Genomic DNA, 16,069 nt, shown 5'->3' with positions numbered 1-16,069 from the left:
GCCGATGACCTCGATAGCCGACACGGACCGGCTTGTTTCGCTGGCGCGCGGCATGCGCGATCTCGTGACGGCCGAGGCCGCCGAGTCCGAGCGGATGCGCACCCTCACCCCGGCGATCGTCGAACAGATGTGGGCCACGGGGCTGATGTCGGCGTTCAACCCCGCCGCGGCCGGCGGTGTCGAACCGTCATTCGCCGAGATGATCGAGACCTGGATCGAGATGGCCTGGCAGGACGGCTCCTTCGGATGGATCGGGATCGCCAACCTGCCGTCGTCGTTCGCCGCGGCGGCCTACCTGCCCGACGAGGGGTTCGCCGAGGTCTTCACGGCCAACCACAACCGGGTCACCCTGGGTGGCCAGTTCTTCCCGAACGGCCAGGGCAACGCGGTGGACGGCGGTTACCTGTTGAGCGGTTCGTGGAGCTTCGGCTCGGGCACCGGACACTCTCAGTACGTCGCCGCCGGGTTCTTGCCGATGGATAACGGCGAAATACGCTGGGCCGCAGAGGGTTTGCCCGAGATGCAGGTCGCCGTGGTGCCGCGCGCACAGATCAGCTTCAACGACGGCTGGCATGTGCAGGGCCTCAAGGGCACCGGGTCCTACGACTACAGCGTCCAGGAGGTGTTCGTGCCCGCGAGCCGCACCTTCGAACTTTTCACCCGCCGGCCGTGCCGTGGTACCTCGCCGGCCACGCGCATGGGGCTGATGCCGGTCACCGCCGCGGGCCACGCGTCATGGGCGCTCGGCGTCGCCAAAAGCATGCTCGACGACGTCCAGGACCTGGCGGCGACGAAATTCCGGATGAGCGACATGGCGTCGCTGGCCAGCCGCCCGACCTTCCAGAAGGGCCTGGCGCACCATCGTGCGGCCTGGCGAGCCGCTCGACTGCTGGTGCTCGACGCGTTCACCACCGCCGAAGCCGCGGTCGGGGCGGGCGAGGAGATGACACCGGCCCTGCGCGCGGACATGCGAGTGGCGGCCGTCTACGCCACCGACACCGCTCGCGGCTGCGCCGAGTGGGCGCATCTGGTGGCGGGGACCAGCGCGATCCGCGAGGGCAGCCGCCTCGAGCGCGCGTTCCGCGACGTCTACACCGGGACGCAGCACGCCTTCATCAGCGAGAAGGTCGCCATCGACGCCGCACAGATATGGCTCGGCATCATCGACGACCAGCCCGGGCTCTGACCCGTTGGGCGCCCCGGCCTGAGCCCGATGCCGGACCGGCAAGGCGGGCGCCTGCACCCGCCGGATCCTGCAAAACGAACGCGCGCATCGGGATGAGTCAGCCTTTGATCAAGCCGTATTCGACGAGCAGCTCGCCGATTTCGTTGCGGCTCATCTTCTCGACGAGGCGTTGACGCAGGATCTCCGGGATGGGGATGTCGACGTCCTTGCCGTCGCGCAGGTGCACGGCGGCGGCCAGGAGGCTGCGGATGTCGTAGGTCGAATTGAACACGTCCGGCACGCCGCGGTCCACGCCGAGCAGCCGATAGGCGGCCTCCATGCCCGTGCGCACCGAGTATTCGGTCGTGAAGATGCAATCGCGGGTCGTCTCGGCGAACTGGCCGATGAACGCGAAGTTCACGGCACCCTCGGGAACGACGTCTGGGCGGTCACCGGCCGCGCGGGGCATGAAGAACGCGGTGACGTAGGGCATCATCACCGGCACCGTCCTGGCGCCGTTGGCGGCCAGCTCGGGAATCTCGTCCTCGGGGACGCCCAGGTGGTAGAGCCATTCCCGGGTGATCTCCTCCCCGGTGCAGTCCTGCATCGGTTTGTCGACGTAGTCGCCCGGCACGTCGACGAACAGTCCATACAGCCACACCACGATCTGATCGGGTGGCTGCTGCTTGAAATGGGGCTGCCGGTTGACCGTCCAGCTCAGCAACCATGCGGAGTCTCTTGCCGTCACGATCCCGCCGGTGACGACTTTGCCGCTGAACGGATCCCGCTTGCAGATCTTGTGAATGTATTCCGGGATCCGCCGATCCAGCGTGGTGACGGTGGCCGATTCCCATTTGGTTTCCGGGATGTGGCCACCGAACACGTCCGGGCGCCCGAAGCAGGAATCCTTGGCCGCGATACGCCGCCACAGATCCCATGCCGGCGCCGGGCCGGTGTTGAGCATGGCGGGGGTGTGGTGGTCGCCGTTGTCGGAGTTTTCGGTCAGCGAGCCGATGGTGGTCAGCACCAGGTCGTCGGGGCCGAGGTCAACCCCGCCGGGCACGCCGTCGCGTGTCCAGTGAATTCTGGTGGCCTGCTTGCGGTCTGTGTTGATATCGAAGTCGATGTCGGTGACTTCGGTGTCGAAGTGAAACGTCACGCCCTGATCGAGCAGCCACCGGTAGAGCGGCAGGACCAGCGATTCGTACTGGTTGTACTTGGTGAACTTCAGCGTCGACAGGTCGGGCAGTCCACCGACGTGGTGAATGAACCGGTGAATGTAGAGCTTCATCTCCAGCGCGCTGTGCCACTCCTCGAACGCGAACATCGTGCGCCAGTACAGCCAGAAGTTGCTGTCGAGGAAGTCGCGGCCGAACACCTCGTTGATGCGTTTGTTCTCCATCTCGGCGCGCGAGGCGAGGAAGACCTTGACGATCTCCTTCTGCGCCTTGGCGTTCAGCTCGAACAAACCGCCGGTGTGCGCGTCCTGGCCGCGGTTGACCGTGGCGCGGCACAGGCTGTAGTTCGGGTCGTCCTTGTTCAGCCAGTAGAACTCGTCGAGGACGCTGGCGCCCTCGATCTCGATGGACGGCACGGAGCGGAACAGGTCCCACAGACATTCGAAGTGATCCTCCATCTCGCGGCCGCCGCGAATGATGAAGCCCCGCTTCGGTTCTTTGATGCCGTCGAGCGCCCCGCCGGGCAGCGCGAGTCGCTCCAGAATGGTGATCTTGGTGCCGGGCAGCCGGCCGTCGCGGATCATGAACGCCGCCGCCGACATCGACGCCAGGCCGGCGCCGACCAGCCAGGCGGTCTTGTCGTCAACGCCCTCGGGTTTGCGGGGGCGGGCGAAGGCCTCATAGTTACCGCTGCTGTAGTACACGACGTTTTTCCTCCGGTCCATCACTTGTACGTGTAGAAGCCCTCGCCGGCGGCGAGGCCGAGCTTGCCCTTGTCGATGTAGTTTTCCTTGAGCCAGGCGGCGATCTGCTGAGATTCGGCATCCCCGTGGACCATGATGTTGTAAGGAGTGTTGAGGCCGATGATGTCGAGCATCTGGAACGGGCCCAGCGGCGCGCCGGTGGCGATGCGCCAGGTGCTGTCGACGTCCGGCGGGTCGGCATAGCCGCCGAAGGCCAGCCCGGCCGCGGCGTTCAAGAACGGCACCAGCAGCGAGTTGAGCACATACCCCGCTTTCTCTTTGTGCAATGCAATGGGCACCATGCCAATGGCTTTGGCGAATTCGACGACCTCGGCAAAGACCTTGGGGTCGGTATCGGCAGTGCCCATGATTTCGGCGGTGTTGAACTGCCAGACCCGGTTGGCGAAGTGCAGCGCCAGGAATCGGTCGGGGCGGCCCGTGGCATCTTTGAGGTCACTGGGCAGCAGCGTGGAGGAATTGGTGGCGAAGATCGTCTTCGGCGGTGCCAGCGCGGCGAGCTTTGTGTACATTTCCCGTTTCAGTGCGAGGACCTCGGGAATCGCCTCGATGATCAGATCGGCGTTTTCCGCGGCTTCGGCGAGATCCGAGGTCAAGGTGATCCGATCCAGCGCCGCGGCCGCCGCTCCATCCCTGGCGTCGGGAACCTCCTCCGTGTAAGTAGTCACCAGGGTGTCGTAGCGTTTTGTGGCGGCTTCCAGTGCGTCGGCGTTGATGTCGTAGGAGACGACGGCGAAGCCCTTGAAGGCCGACTGGAAGGCGATCTGCGAGCCGAGGACGCCGGCGCCCAGGACTGTCACGTTGCGGATGCGGGTGCTCATGAGTTGCTCCGTTCGACGACGGTGACGCTGCCGATTGTGATGGCTTGCACACCAGGCTTTTTCAGGTCGAGCGTTGGTTCGGCGGCCGGACTGCGTGAACGCTCAGACCGATCGAAACACCCAGGGCGAGGCCGTTCATAGGGCCCAAAGACCCGGACCGACTGGGAAGCCGATCGATGTTAGGCATCGGTTTTCAGGTTCGACGCTGACTCCGATCGGATCGGAAGGGCCGTTCAGCCCCGAACGCCCGGGACTAAAGCCTCCTGAGTACGCATCCCTGGGATGTTACCGTGACACATGGATGCCATGGTTTCCGGGTACGGGATATCGAGATCACCAGCGCGACAGCGAATCCAGGAATCATCGCCGGTATCCGCGAACCCCGTCTTCGGCTGCCGGCCATGCGGCGGGTCTGCGCGACGCAATCGATGAGGGAAGGGAGCGACCGCGATGACCGAGGCCAAACCGCGGGTCCTGGTACTGGGGAGCAGCTTTGCCGGGCTGACCACGGCGCGATTCATTCGTGAGCACGCCGGTGACGCCGTCGATCTCGCCGTCGTCGACCGCAACCCCTATCTGACGTTCATGCCGAACATCCAGATGGAGGTGCTCGCCGATCGCGATCCCCTCGAATCGATGCTGCTGGACACACCCAAGATCCATGACCGCGACGGCAACACCTTCCTGAACGCGGACGTGATCGCCATCGACCCCGATGCCCGGCGCGTGCACGTGGTCCCGAGCGACCGTCCGGGCTCGGCGACCGAGGTGCTCGGCTACGACTACCTGGTGATCGCACTCGGCAACCGGCTGGCCTACGACCAGATCGAAGGCTTCGGGGAGCACGGTGACACGGTCTCCAGCGGCTACTACGGCAACAAGCTGCGTCGCCGTCTCGCGGCGTACAAGGGCGGGCCGATCGCCATCGGCTCGGCCCGGTTCCATCAGGGACTGCAGGGCAAACCGGACTGGCTGCCCGTTGGGCTCGCCGCCTGTGAGGGCCCGCCTCTGGAGCTCGGGCTGGCGATGGCGCACTGGCTCGGTGAACACCGTCTGGGCGACGCGCATCGCATCACGCTGTTCACCCCCGCGGCGATGATCGCCGAGGATGCCGGTGAACAGATCGTCACCGGATTTTTGAAGATGGCGGCCGAGCGCGGATTCGGCTATCTGAACAAGACCGACGACGTCGTGCGTCTTACCGCCGACGGGATCGAGTTCCGCAACGGCGCGAGCCTGGAGGCGGAGATCAAGATCGTCCTGCCGGACTGGGTGCCGCACCCGTTCTTGAAGGATTTGCCGGTCACCGACGAGATGGGTTTCGTGCTCACCGACCGCCGGATGCGCAACCCCGGGCATCGCGAGCTGTTCGCCGTCGGCGACGCGGCGGCACTCACGGTGCCCAAGCTGGGAGGCCTGGGACACCAGCAAGCAGGAATCGTGGCCCGCCAGATCGCCATCGACGTCGGCGTACTGGCCCCCGACGACGCCGGGCCGGACTACCAGCCCGAAATTCTCTGCTTCGGCGACATCGGCGCGCACCAAGGCTTCTACATCTACTCGAACACCTGGTTCGGCGGCGACACCTCAGTGTTCAAAATGGGTCACGCTCCCTATGCGATGAAGCTGGCGTTCAAAGAGATGTACTTCCGCACCGGAGGGAAGCCCCCGGCTTTCGGGGTGCCGGCCACCCACTTGCTGATGGACCACTTCCCCGGCGAATAGGAGGGGCCGGACGCACTTCAGAAAGCCCGGGCGATCCGGGCTGCTACCCGAGGGCCCGTTTGTCGGGTGCTGAACGAGGGAGAATTTTCGGATGGATGACGTCGATGTGCTCACTATCGGTGCGGGCGGCGGTGGCTACCCCGCGGCTTTCCGGCTGGCAGCGGCGGGACGCCGGGTCGTGATGGTCGATCCCAAGGGGTTGATGAGCGGAAATTGTCTGGCCGAGGGCTGTGTACCGTCCAAAGCGGTGCGCGAAATCGCCCATCACCTCCTGCGGCACCGACGCTTTCACAAAAGTGGGCTGCACGGGGAGGTCTCCGTCGACTACTCCGAGGTGGTCGCCCACAAGGACCAGGTGCAGACCCGTCGCTATGAGCAGCACGACGCGGAGTTGCGGGCAGCACCCAATGTCGCCCTGCTCACGGGAACCGCCCGCATCGACGATCCGCACACGGTAGCGGTGGACACCCCGGAGGGGCTTCGCCGATTCAACGCGCGCAATATCATCATCGCGAGCGGCTCGGACATTTCCGTTCCACCGATCCCCGGCCTGGAGCACTGCCTCAGCAGCCGGGATCTCTACGCACTTCGCCCGTCGGTGTCGACGCTGCCGGCCTCCATGCTGGTGATCGGCGGCGGTTACGTGGGTTTGGAGACTGCGTCGTTTTTTTCGGCCTTCGGGACTCGGGTGACCGTGGTGGAAAGGGAAGCCCAGCTACTGCCCGGGATGGATCCCGACATGGTCGCGCTGCTGGCTCCGCTCTTGGACCCGAATATCGAGATCATCCTGCGGGCCGAGGTGCGGCGGGTCGAACCAACCTCGCAGGGCGTGCGGGTGGTTTTCTTCGACGGAACCGCGGAACAGCACAGGTCGGCGGCACAAGCGTTTCAGGCGCTCGGCCGCCACCCGGTGATTCCCGCGGGCCTGCGCGAGATCGGTGTTACGGTCGGCGCCCACGGCGTGCAGGCCGATCCCACCCTGCAAACCAATCTGCGCCACATCTACGCCTGCGGCGACGTCAACGGGAGAACTCCTCTCTTTCACGCCGCGGTCCGCCAGTCCGTGGCCGCCGCGGCCAACATCATGGCAGGTGATCGCCACGCCGACGCCGTGGACTTTCTGTCAACTCCCACAACGGTCTTCACGCTTCCCGCCGCCGCCTACGTCGGTCTGACCCGCGCATCTGCGGCGGCAGCGGGAGTCTCGATCGAAGAGGGTGCCTACTCATTTGCCGAGGACAGCCGGGCTCAGATCTTCGGCGAAACCCAGGGCGAGATCCGGCTGTTCTTCCAAACGGGTTCACTGCGGCTGGTGGGCGGTTGGGTCGTCGGAATCGACGCAGGCAACCTCATCGGCCAGATCGGGCTCGCAGTCTCGCGCGGACTGGACGCCCGAGACCTCGCGGCCTTCGCCGACCAGCACCCGATGAGCGCGGAAGGAATCTCCCGGTCGGCCCGAAGCCTGTTTTGATGCGATGCGGCGCTCGCAGGCCCGCGAAGCGCCGGGCCGCGGCCGGCGCCAACCCGGTCACGGCCGGCAACGCGGCGGCACCGGAGCCCAGCGCGCGGCTCGCCACCTCGATCAGTTTCGCCCCGATGGCGCCGGCGGCCGGATCAATGGACATCTCCATGTGCGTCTGCTCCCGTGAGTTCGTCCGCGGCCGCACGTCGTTGGCCGGCAGGCCCGGATCGCTGGCGACACAACCGATCCTAGTGGCCCGGGGCGGGGTTCCCCCGACGGCTTTTTCCCGGGGCCGCGATGGCAGAGCGCGAATTCACCCACGACCGTCAGCCACCAAACGAAGAGTTCACACCGCGGGGAGCACCGGGTCGGTGGCGCAAAATGGTGTGCTTGCTGGGCTTTTGGCATCGACGCTGGCACCGGCACGGTTCGTCGGCGCTGTCGGCGCTGTCGGCGGGTCCCCCGGGCATGCTTCGATGACTCGTGGGTTGCGCTTGTCGCGCAGCGTTCCGAGCACCCCGAGAAAGGTCCGGCGACACCGATGGCAGCGTTGGCTACGGGAACAGGTTTTCCCTGCGTGGTGGTCACCGGCGTTGCCATGACGACCGCGCTCGGGACCGACGCGGAGGCGACATGGAAGTGCCTGCTCGACAGCCAGAGCGGAATCCGCACCCTCGATGACGCATTCGTCGAGGAATTCGACCTGCCGGTCCGCATCGGCGGGCACCTTCTGGAGGATTTCGACCACGAACTGACGCGCGCCGAGATGCGGCGCACGAGCTACCTGCAACGGATGTCCACCGTGGTCAGCCGGCGGGTGTGGGACAACGCGGGCCATCCCGAGGTCGACCCCGACCGGCTGATGGTCTCCGTCGGCACCGGGCTCGGCTCGGGCGAGGAACTGGTCTTCAGCTACGACGACATGCGGGCCCGCGGGGCGGGGGCGGTGTCGCCGTTGGTCGTGCACAAGTACATGCCCAACGCCGCGGCCGCGGCGATCGGCCTGGAACGGCACGCCAAGGCCGGCGTGTTCACGACGGTGTCGGCGTGCGCGTCGGGATCGGAGGCCATCCTGCGGGCCTGGCAGCAGATCGTGCTCGGTGAGGCCGACATGGCGATCTGCGGCGGGGTGGAGACCAGGATCGAGGCGGTGCCGATCGCCGCGTTCGCCAAGATGCGCATCGTGATGTCGACCAACAACGACGACCCGCCCGGGGCGTGCCGCCCCTTCGACCGCGACCGCGACGGCTTCGTGTTCGGCGAGGCCGGCGCGCTGATGACGATCGAGACCGAAGAACACGCCAAGGCGCGCGGCGCCAACATCCTGGCCCGCATCATGGGGGCCAGCATCACCTCCGACGGGTTCCACATGGTCGCCCCCGACCCCAACGGGGAACGCGCCGGGCACGCGATGAGCCGCGCCATCCAACTGGCCGGCCTGACCCCCGCCGACATCGACCACATCAACGCCCACGCCACCGGCACCCAGGTCGGCGACCTGGCCGAGAGCAAGGCCATCAACAAAGCCCTGGGCAGCAGCAACCACGCCGCGGTGTATGCGCCCAAGGCCGCGCTGGGCCACTCGGTCGGCGCCGTGGGCGCCGTCGAATCGATCCTGACCGTGCTCGCGCTGCGCGACCAGATCGTGCCCCCGACGCTCAACCTGGAGAACCTCGACCCCGAGATCGACCTGGACGTGGTCGCCGGCAAACCCCGGCCCGGCACGTACAACTACGCCATCAACAACTCGTTCGGATTCGGCGGACACAACGTCGCGATCGCCTTCGGCCGGTACTGATCCGGCGCCCCCGGTCCACGTCCGCCGACCCCGCCGGCGCCGCCGCCACGAGGCAGTAGTGCTCTTGAGGTAGGGACCAAGGCCTCCTGTCGCAACGCGCGCGGCCGCCTAGGGTCGAGCATCATCGCCGTTTCGGCCGTGCGCTCGCGAAGGGAGACTCGGGTGTCACCTCGACAGACGTCCGCGGAGATTCTGGTCGGTGTCGACGGCTCACCGTCGTCGGTGGCGGCCGTCGAATGGGCGGCGCGAGACGCCGCGGTGCACGAGGCCCCTTTGAGGCTGGTGCACGTGGCCCCGGTGATCACCGAATTCTTCGGCCCCGTGCCACCGGCGCCGCCACCGGGCGAGTACGCGTCCTGGCAGGAACAGCACGCGCACCAGATCCTCGAGGAGGCGCACAAACTGGCCGCCGAGGCGGCCCAGCCGCATGGGGCCTACCAGATCACCAGCGATGTGCTGTATGACGCCCCGATACTGCCCGCCCTGGTCGATCTCACCAAGCAGGCCCAGATGGTGGTTGTGGGCTGCCGTGGTCAGACCGCGGTGGCCCGCGCCTTGCTCGGGTCGGTCAGCTCCGGCCTGGTCTACCACGCGAAGTGCCCGGTGGCGGTCATCCACGACGAGGACTCGCCGGCGGCCGTGAGCCCGCACGCACCCGTGGTGGTCGGCGTCGACGGCTCGCCCGCCTCGGACCTCGCGACCGAGATCGCCTTCGACGAGGCGTCCCGCCGTGGCGTGGGAGTGGTGGCACTGCACGCGTGGAGCGACGTGGGCGCGTTGGGATTCGGGCGCCCCGGCCAGGCCCCCGTCGAGTGGGCGAACTTCGAGGTGCGCGAGGAGCAGGTCCTGGCCGAACGGCTCGCGGAATGGCAGCAACGCCATCCGGACGTGTCGGTGAGCAAGATCGTGGTCAGTGACCGGCCGGCGCCCCGGCTGCTCCAACAGGCGGAGACCGCTCAGCTGGTGGTCGTCGGCAGCCGCGGCCGCGGCGGGTTCAGCGGCATGCTGCTGGGCTCGGTCGGCAGGGCCGTCGTCAATGCCGCACGCATACCGGTGATCGTCGCCAGGAGTAACGAATAGCCCGGCGGGCTTCGTACTTCATGGTTCTATTGCGCACGACCGGCGCGCCGGGTCGCCGCTAATTCGCCTGCACCAGTTGCTTCATCGGCTTGTCGCAGCAGACCTCCGAGTGTTCGTTCTCCGAGGTGCATGGGCAGGGCTTCTCGTAGACGAGCACCGCTCCGCACTCCTCGCACTCATACCGCGCTCCGGCGCTACGGGACATGAGGACCTCCTCCTCGGTCGGGCGGTTCCGGCTTCGGGTGGCCGCCGTGTTGGACGAAACTGAGCCTTGCGGGCCGGGGCCGTCAGCGGGCGCCGCGCACCATGGGGCGGCTGGCCCACCTGCCACCGATGCCCACACCTGCCACGACCCCCAGCAGCGGGCCGGGCCGATCGTCGTCTCGGGGGAGCCGTCCGCCCGGATGGGGCGGTGGGGCCGGTTCGGTCATGAGTCGAATGATCGCGTACGCACAACGCCGAGGCTAGGGACCATCGGCCCTAAACGCCGCTCGGCCGGGCCCTCGGGATCAGCCGGCGGGGACCGGTCGGATCACCCGACGCGGACGACGTTGCACGGCAAGTGAATGCGGCCGGGGTCGGCGGCGTGGCCGCCCCGAGAGTCGGCTACCGCGAAGGGTTTCCGCCGACCGCGAACCGTTCGACCGCTGGCCTGCCAGTCCACGTGTATCACGGTCGCGGCCACACCGAAGCCGGCCGAGGTCGGATAGAGGTGGGCGGTGGCCCTGGAGCGCGGCTCCTTCCGCAGGATCAGCAGCACCCGGCCGGCGTAGCGAAAGAGATAAACCAGCATCGCCCCGAGCACCAGCCAGTAGGCACCGAACCAGAAGGTGCGGATACGGCAGCCGCAGTCGTGACGACGAGCATGCACTTCATTGCTCGCGCCCGACCGGTTGCCGAGCCGCCGTCAGATCGACGGCTTGCGCGGGTCCGGGCGCAGATCCCGCAGCCGGGCAGGGTGCGGCGCGGACTCGACGTAGTCGGTGACCGCTTCGGGCGGGATCAACCCGTAGCGCACCTGCAGGTCGACCGGGTTCAGACCGAAGTAGGTGGCGACCCTGATCAGATTGTCGGCCGTGATGAGCCTGCCCTCACGAGCCGCCTTGTAGTACGCGGATTTGCGGTAACCGAATGCTTCGTAGACCTCGGTGGCGGCAAGCGATCTGCCTATAAGATAGGGCAAAACCACCGCCGGATCTTTGTCGCGGTCGTCCATGAACCCAAACAGTACGCACTCGGTTGCCAAAGCGCGCAACAGCATCGCGCCCGTGTTCGTGGGTGTCCGGCGGCGAAAAGTCGGCGGCGTCACCGTCTGCGCCGTCACGCACGCGGCCGGCACGGCGGCGGAAATAGTTGCCTACACACTGCGGGTGTCGTCACGAGGTGGCCTACCATCAGCGCATGCACGGCTCAAAAATCCTGATCACAGGTCCGACAGGTCAAATCGCCACCCCCATCGCCCGAGCACTCGCGGCCGAGAACGAGGTGTGGGGGATTGCTCGCTTCACCGATCCCGCCGCTCGGGAGGGTCTGGAGAAAGCCGGGATCCGGTGCGTTGCAGTCAACCTGGCGGCGGGTGAGTTCAGCGAACTCCCAGACGATTTCGAGTATGTTCTCAACTTGGCCGTGGCCAAGAGCGGAGATTGGGACAAGGACCTCGGGGCCAACGCCGAGTCAGTCGGACTTCTCATGGCGCACTGTCGTGGCGCCAAGGCGTTTCTGCACTGTTCCTCGGCCGCCGTCTACGACCCGCCCGACGACGAACCGCGCAGCGAGCTCGCCGCCCTGGGGGACAACCACAAGCCATTGTTCCCCACCTATTCGATCTCCAAGATCGCCGGTGAGGTCGTCGCCCGCTCCATGGCGCGCGTTCTCGGCGTGCCCACCACGATCGCCCGGCTCAACGTCCCCTACGGCGACAACGGCGGGTGGCCCTTCTACCACATGGAGATGATGCTGGCCGGTATCCCGATCCCGGTGCCGCCCGGCGGACCGGCCCGCTACAACCCGATCCACGAGGACGACATCATCGCGACCATCCCCAAACTGCTGGAAGCGGCGTCGGTTCCGGCGACGACGGTCAACTGGTGCAGCGACCAGACCGTGAGCATTCAGGAGTGGTGCGGTTACCTGGGCGCGCTGGTGGGCAAGGAACCCGTATTCGACGAGAGCGCGCAGGCGCTGCGCGGCAACCCCACGGACGCCGCCCGGATGCGCGCACTCGTGGGCGAGACGAGCGTCGACTGGCGCGACGGGATGCGCCGCATGGCCGCCAAGTTCCATCCCGAGTTGGTCGGCTCGTAACCGGTTGCGGCACAGCGCAACGTCGGAGAACCCGCGGCTACCAGTAGCGCAGGGCCTGGCGGAACAGGTCCGCCAGGACCGGCTTGGTCATCTCTAGCGGCGCGTTCTGCAGCAGGCGCTGCTGCGGGTAGGCGCCCTCCGCGAGCGCCGCCACATCGGTGTCGGCATAACCCACCCCGCCGAGGCCGTTGGGCATTCCCACCGCGCGCATGATGCGGATGAGCTCCGTCGCGAGGACTTCGCCGGCGTCCGCCGCGGCGGCGCCGCGGGTGTCCGCGCCGAGCAGCCGGGCGGCCTCGAGGTGGCGCTCCGGGCTCACCGCCGCGATGCGCCGGAAAACCGCGGGCGCGTTGAGGATGACGGCCATGCCGTGGGGCACCAGTGGCTCGTCGGCGGAGTAGCCGGCCGGGCGGAAGTCGCGCACCAACCCGGCCACCGCGTAGGCCATGCCGTGCGGCGCGTGTACGCCCGCGTTGCCGAAGGCGATGCCGGCAAGCGTTGCGGCCCACATCATCTGCTCGCGGGCCTCACTGTCGGAGGCGTCGCGCACCGCGCGCTCGATGAATTGTCCCAGCACGCGTAACGCCTCGCGGCAGCCCAGGTCGCTCCACGGGTTGGCGCCCTGGCTCATCGGCCGCAGGCTCGGGCGTTCGGGAGCCGGCCGATGGACGTAGGGCCGCGCGGTGTAGGACTCCAACGCGTGCGACAGCACGTCGAGTCCCGCCGCGGCGACGACCTCCGGCGGCAGGCTCGCGGTGCAGTCGGGATCGACGAGCGCCTCGGTGGGACGCAGCGCGTGCGAGGCGATGCCCGTCTTCGCCGACAGCGCCAGCAGGTCGAAGATCGCGATCCCGGTGACTTCGCTGCCGGTGCCCGCCGTCGTGGGGCAGGCGAGGTGGGGCCTCAGCGGGCCGGGCACGGGTTTGCCCTCGCCGACCGGCGCGTTGACGTAGGCCAGCAGGTCGGCGGGATGGGTGGCGTAGAGGTTGGCCGCCTTACAGGTGTCGATGACCGACCCGCCGCCCAGGGACACGTAGCCGTCCGGGTTCGACTCTCGCGCGAAACGCGCAGCCGCGGCGAATGATTCGTCCGTGGGCTCGACATGGACGTCGGTGTAGGTCATCACGTCCAGGCCGGCCGCGACGAGCGAGTCGTGCGCCCCGCGAAAGACGGGCAGTCCGGCCACGCGCGCATCGGAGAACAGGGCGACCCGCCGCAAACCCAGCGCGCGGGCCCGGTCGCCCAACTCCGCCAGACAGCCGCGCCCGAAGGTGACCCGCGAGGAGTCGACGGTGAACGCGCCGTCGCAGCCCTGCGCCGCGGCCGGGAATTCGCAGCATCCCATCGGGGCCCTCCTCAGTCGGGTAGCGACGGCAGAGTACCCCACCCGGTCGCACCCCACCGGCGCCGCCGCCGCGGCGGGGAGGCTGAACTGCCAGTTCGTGTTCGACCACGCGGTGCCCTGCGGCCGTGACAAGCAGTCCGGGTGGGGCCACAAGTTCGGCCGCGAGGGCATCGAGGCCTACCTGCAGATCAAGTCGGTGTGGGCCCAGCTGCAGCGGGGGCTATCGGTCCCGCACGTCCGCGTTGATCTCGGCGCGGAACCGGCGGTACCGCTCGGCGTGACCGGGCCGGCGGCGCACCATCAGCCAGCCGACCGCCAGGACGGCGAACCACAGCACAATCCACCCCAGGGCGACGGCGGTTCCCGGGTCGATGCACAGCGTCCCGACCACGAACGCGAAGAAGACCAGCACCGCCCAGCACATCGCCGCGCCGCCGGGCATCTTGTACGCCGAGTCGGCGTGCCGCCGCGCGTGCCGGCGACGGTAGACGAGGTAGCTGACGACGATCAGCGCCCACACGAACATGAACAGCAGCGACGCGACGACCGTCAAGAGCGTGAACGCGCCGATCACCGAACCACGCACGTAGAGCAGGGGAATGGCGGCCAGCATCAGCGCCGCCGTGGCCAGCAACGCGCGCGACGGCACCCCGTCGCGGCTGAGCCGGCCGAACGGCGCCGGGGCGCTGCCTTCGTCGGCCAGGCCGAAAAGCATACGGCCCGTGGAGAACACCCCGGAATTCGCCGAGGAGGCCGCCGCGGTGATCACGACGAAGTTCACGATCGACGCCGCGGCCGAAAGCCCGGCGAGCGAGAACATCATCACGAACGGCGATTCCCCGCTGGCGAAGTCCCGCCAGGGCACCACGGTGAGGATGGCCAGCAGTGCGCCGATGTAGAAGATGCCCACCCGCAACGGAACGGCGTTGATCGCGCGGGGGAGGGTGCGGCACGGGTCGACCGTCTCGGCCGCCGCGATACCGATCAGTTCGACCCCGACGAAGGCGAACGACGCGATCTGGAACGCGCTGATCGCGCCGGTGAACCCGGTGGCGAAGAATCCGCCGTCCTTCCACAGGTTCTCGATGGTCGCGCGGTGGCCTTGCGGTGAAACGTAATTCGTCGCCAAAAGGACGGCGCCGGCGACGATGAAGCAGACGATCACGGCGACCTTGACCAAGGCAAACCAGAACTCGATCTCCCCGAAGTGGCGGACGCCGGACAGGTTCACCACAAGGATCAGGCCGACCGTGAGCAACGTCGGTAACCACGAGGGCAACCCGGGCCACCAGAACTGGAAGTAGCCGGTGATCGCGACCACCTCCGCGGTGCCGGTGACCACCCAGGCCAACCAGTACGACCACCCCATGAAAAAGGCCGCCGCGGGTCCGAGCAGGTCGGCCGCGAAGTCGACGAACGACTTGTAGTTCAGGTTCGACAGCAGCAGTTCGCCCATCGCGCGCAGCACGAAGAACATGAAGAACCCGACGATGCCGTACACCAGCACCACCGCCGGCCCGGCGTGGGAGATCGTTTTCGCCGACCCCAGGAACAGGCCCGTGCCGATCGCGCCGCCGATCGCGATCAGCTGGACATGGCGGTTGGACAACCCCCGGTGCAGGTGCGGGACGGCTGCGTCGTCGTCGGGCATTAGCGGACGGTACCGGACCGGAGACGCACGATTCCGGACACGCGCGACGTCGCGCGTCTTACGCTGCACCCGAGGGCCGAACGGAAGGTGGGTTAGGCATGGTCTCGCGAGCCGCATCCGTTGCCGCCGGTGTCGCCGCCACGGCGGCCTTCTGCTGGCCGGGCGCGCGGGCGATTGCCGATCCACCGCCCACCGAGGTGATCACCACCGTGGCTGTGGGCCCCGACGGCCAGCCGGTCAATGGCTATCAGGAGGCGCCGCCGCAGGGCAATGTCACCACCGTCGACCAGTGCACCACCCCGTCGCCGTCGGCGGTGGCCGGCGACATCTACTACTGCTCGCCGAGCGCGGCCGATGCCGGCACCTGCTGGCCCGCGACGCCCGGATCGCTGCTGTGCATCGCGAATCCCTGGGACATGCGTGTGCACCGGGTGGGCTACGGCGGTCCGCTGCCGCCGGTGCAGCCGGTCGCGACGCCGGACCCGTTCGCGCTGGTTCTCGACGACGGCACCCGCTGCCTGTTGCGCAACGGTGGCGCGTGGGGCGGGCGGGACGACGGCTACGTGGGCGTGTACGGCTGCGGCGACCCCGATGCTCATCTGGCGGTCCTGTGGCTGCCCAGCCAAGGCGCCGGAACCTGCATCGATCGCGCGGCGCCGGTGTGGACGGTCAAGTTCGGCCAGGTGGGCACCTCGAGCACCCCGTTCCCACCGCCGCAGGCCCGCGCGGTGAGGACCGCATGGTTTGCCGGCAGGTGAGCGGCGGGTGCTATAACGCAA

15 protein-coding genes are annotated in these 16,069 nt (G+C 67.8%); 7 read left to right on the top strand and 8 right to left on the bottom strand.

The genetic code is table 11. From position 1 onward, the window contains the following. The first annotated feature begins 4 nt into the window (after positions 1-4). The gene (locus FPZ47_RS06525) at positions 5-1,186 is read left to right on the top strand and encodes an acyl-CoA dehydrogenase family protein (protein ID WP_144949898.1); all 1,182 of its coding nucleotides are present in this window, start codon (positions 5-7) and stop codon (positions 1,184-1,186) included. Positions 1,187-1,283: 97 nt separating this feature from the next. Here the strand turns inward: FPZ47_RS06525 and FPZ47_RS06520 are convergent, their stop codons facing one another. Both FPZ47_RS06520 and FPZ47_RS06515 read right to left on the bottom strand, forming a co-directional pair. Continuing rightward, positions 1,284-3,047, bottom strand: coding sequence for an oleate hydratase (locus FPZ47_RS06520; protein WP_144949900.1), 1,764 nt, complete (start codon positions 3,045-3,047; stop codon positions 1,284-1,286). 20 nt (positions 3,048-3,067) lie between these two features. Then, on the bottom strand, positions 3,068-3,925 hold the full coding sequence (locus FPZ47_RS06515; protein ID WP_144949828.1) for a 3-hydroxyacyl-CoA dehydrogenase: 858 nt from the start codon (positions 3,923-3,925) through the stop codon (positions 3,068-3,070). A 450-nt stretch (positions 3,926-4,375) separates the two neighbouring features. Here FPZ47_RS06515 and FPZ47_RS06510 point away from each other — a divergent pair, with 450 nt between their 5' ends. The 4 genes from FPZ47_RS06510 (at position 4,376) to FPZ47_RS06495 (ending at position 9,990) form a co-directional block, all read left to right on the top strand. After that, positions 4,376-5,650 (top strand): NAD(P)/FAD-dependent oxidoreductase, encoded by a 1,275-nt coding sequence (locus FPZ47_RS06510; RefSeq protein WP_144949830.1) that lies wholly within the window; start codon positions 4,376-4,378, stop codon positions 5,648-5,650. Between the two features lie 91 nt (positions 5,651-5,741). Continuing rightward, on the top strand, positions 5,742-7,121 hold the full coding sequence (locus FPZ47_RS06505) for a dihydrolipoyl dehydrogenase (protein WP_144949832.1): 1,380 nt from the start codon (positions 5,742-5,744) through the stop codon (positions 7,119-7,121). A gap of 532 nt (positions 7,122-7,653) precedes the next feature. Further along, the gene (gene kasB / locus FPZ47_RS06500) at positions 7,654-8,910 is read left to right on the top strand and encodes a 3-oxoacyl-ACP synthase KasB (RefSeq protein ID WP_144949835.1); all 1,257 of its coding nucleotides are present in this window, start codon (positions 7,654-7,656) and stop codon (positions 8,908-8,910) included. A 162-nt stretch (positions 8,911-9,072) separates the two neighbouring features. Then, positions 9,073-9,990 (top strand): universal stress protein, encoded by a 918-nt coding sequence (locus FPZ47_RS06495; RefSeq protein WP_144949837.1) that lies wholly within the window; start codon positions 9,073-9,075, stop codon positions 9,988-9,990. Positions 9,991-10,048: 58 nt separating this feature from the next. On the opposite strand, the gene FPZ47_RS28285 is transcribed toward FPZ47_RS06495, so the two are convergent. From FPZ47_RS28285 to FPZ47_RS06485, 4 genes are all read right to left on the bottom strand, one after another. Continuing rightward, positions 10,049-10,195, bottom strand: a complete 147-nt coding sequence (locus tag FPZ47_RS28285) for a hypothetical protein (protein ID WP_168209376.1) — start codon at positions 10,193-10,195, stop codon at positions 10,049-10,051. Positions 10,196-10,277: 82 nt separating this feature from the next. Then, positions 10,278-10,421 carry a hypothetical protein gene (locus tag FPZ47_RS28280; protein ID WP_168209375.1) on the bottom strand — a complete coding sequence of 48 codons (144 nt, stop codon included), beginning with the start codon at positions 10,419-10,421 and terminating at the stop codon, positions 10,278-10,280. Between the two features lie 101 nt (positions 10,422-10,522). Then, positions 10,523-10,861: a hypothetical protein gene (locus FPZ47_RS06490; protein ID WP_144949839.1), complete on the bottom strand. Its 339-nt coding sequence runs from the start codon at positions 10,859-10,861 to the stop codon at positions 10,523-10,525. 36 nt (positions 10,862-10,897) lie between these two features. Continuing rightward, positions 10,898-11,206: a hypothetical protein gene (locus tag FPZ47_RS06485; protein WP_144949841.1), complete on the bottom strand. Its 309-nt coding sequence runs from the start codon at positions 11,204-11,206 to the stop codon at positions 10,898-10,900. A gap of 185 nt (positions 11,207-11,391) precedes the next feature. On the opposite strand from FPZ47_RS06485, the gene FPZ47_RS06480 reads away from it, so the two are divergent. Continuing rightward, the gene (locus FPZ47_RS06480; RefSeq protein ID WP_144949843.1) at positions 11,392-12,294 is read left to right on the top strand and encodes an NAD-dependent epimerase/dehydratase family protein; all 903 of its coding nucleotides are present in this window, start codon (positions 11,392-11,394) and stop codon (positions 12,292-12,294) included. A gap of 37 nt (positions 12,295-12,331) precedes the next feature. On the opposite strand, the gene FPZ47_RS06475 is transcribed toward FPZ47_RS06480, so the two are convergent. Further along, on the bottom strand, positions 12,332-13,639 hold the full coding sequence (locus FPZ47_RS06475; protein ID WP_144949845.1) for a hydroxyacid-oxoacid transhydrogenase: 1,308 nt from the start codon (positions 13,637-13,639) through the stop codon (positions 12,332-12,334). A gap of 220 nt (positions 13,640-13,859) precedes the next feature. Next, complete coding sequence (locus FPZ47_RS06470) at positions 13,860-15,290, bottom strand: amino acid permease (RefSeq protein WP_144949847.1); 1,431 nt, start codon at positions 15,288-15,290, stop codon at positions 13,860-13,862. Positions 15,291-15,388: 98 nt separating this feature from the next. Here FPZ47_RS06470 and FPZ47_RS06465 point away from each other — a divergent pair, with 98 nt between their 5' ends. Continuing rightward, entirely contained in the window at positions 15,389-16,048 is a 660-nt protein-coding gene (locus FPZ47_RS06465) for a hypothetical protein (protein ID WP_144949849.1), read from the top strand. Positions 16,049-16,069: the final 21 nt, after the last annotated feature.

This window comes from Mycobacterium helveticum (genome assembly GCF_007714205.1).
Classification (GTDB): Bacteria; Actinomycetota; Actinomycetes; order Mycobacteriales; family Mycobacteriaceae; genus Mycobacterium; species Mycobacterium helveticum.
This window is presented reverse-complemented; position numbering and strand designations above follow the sequence as displayed.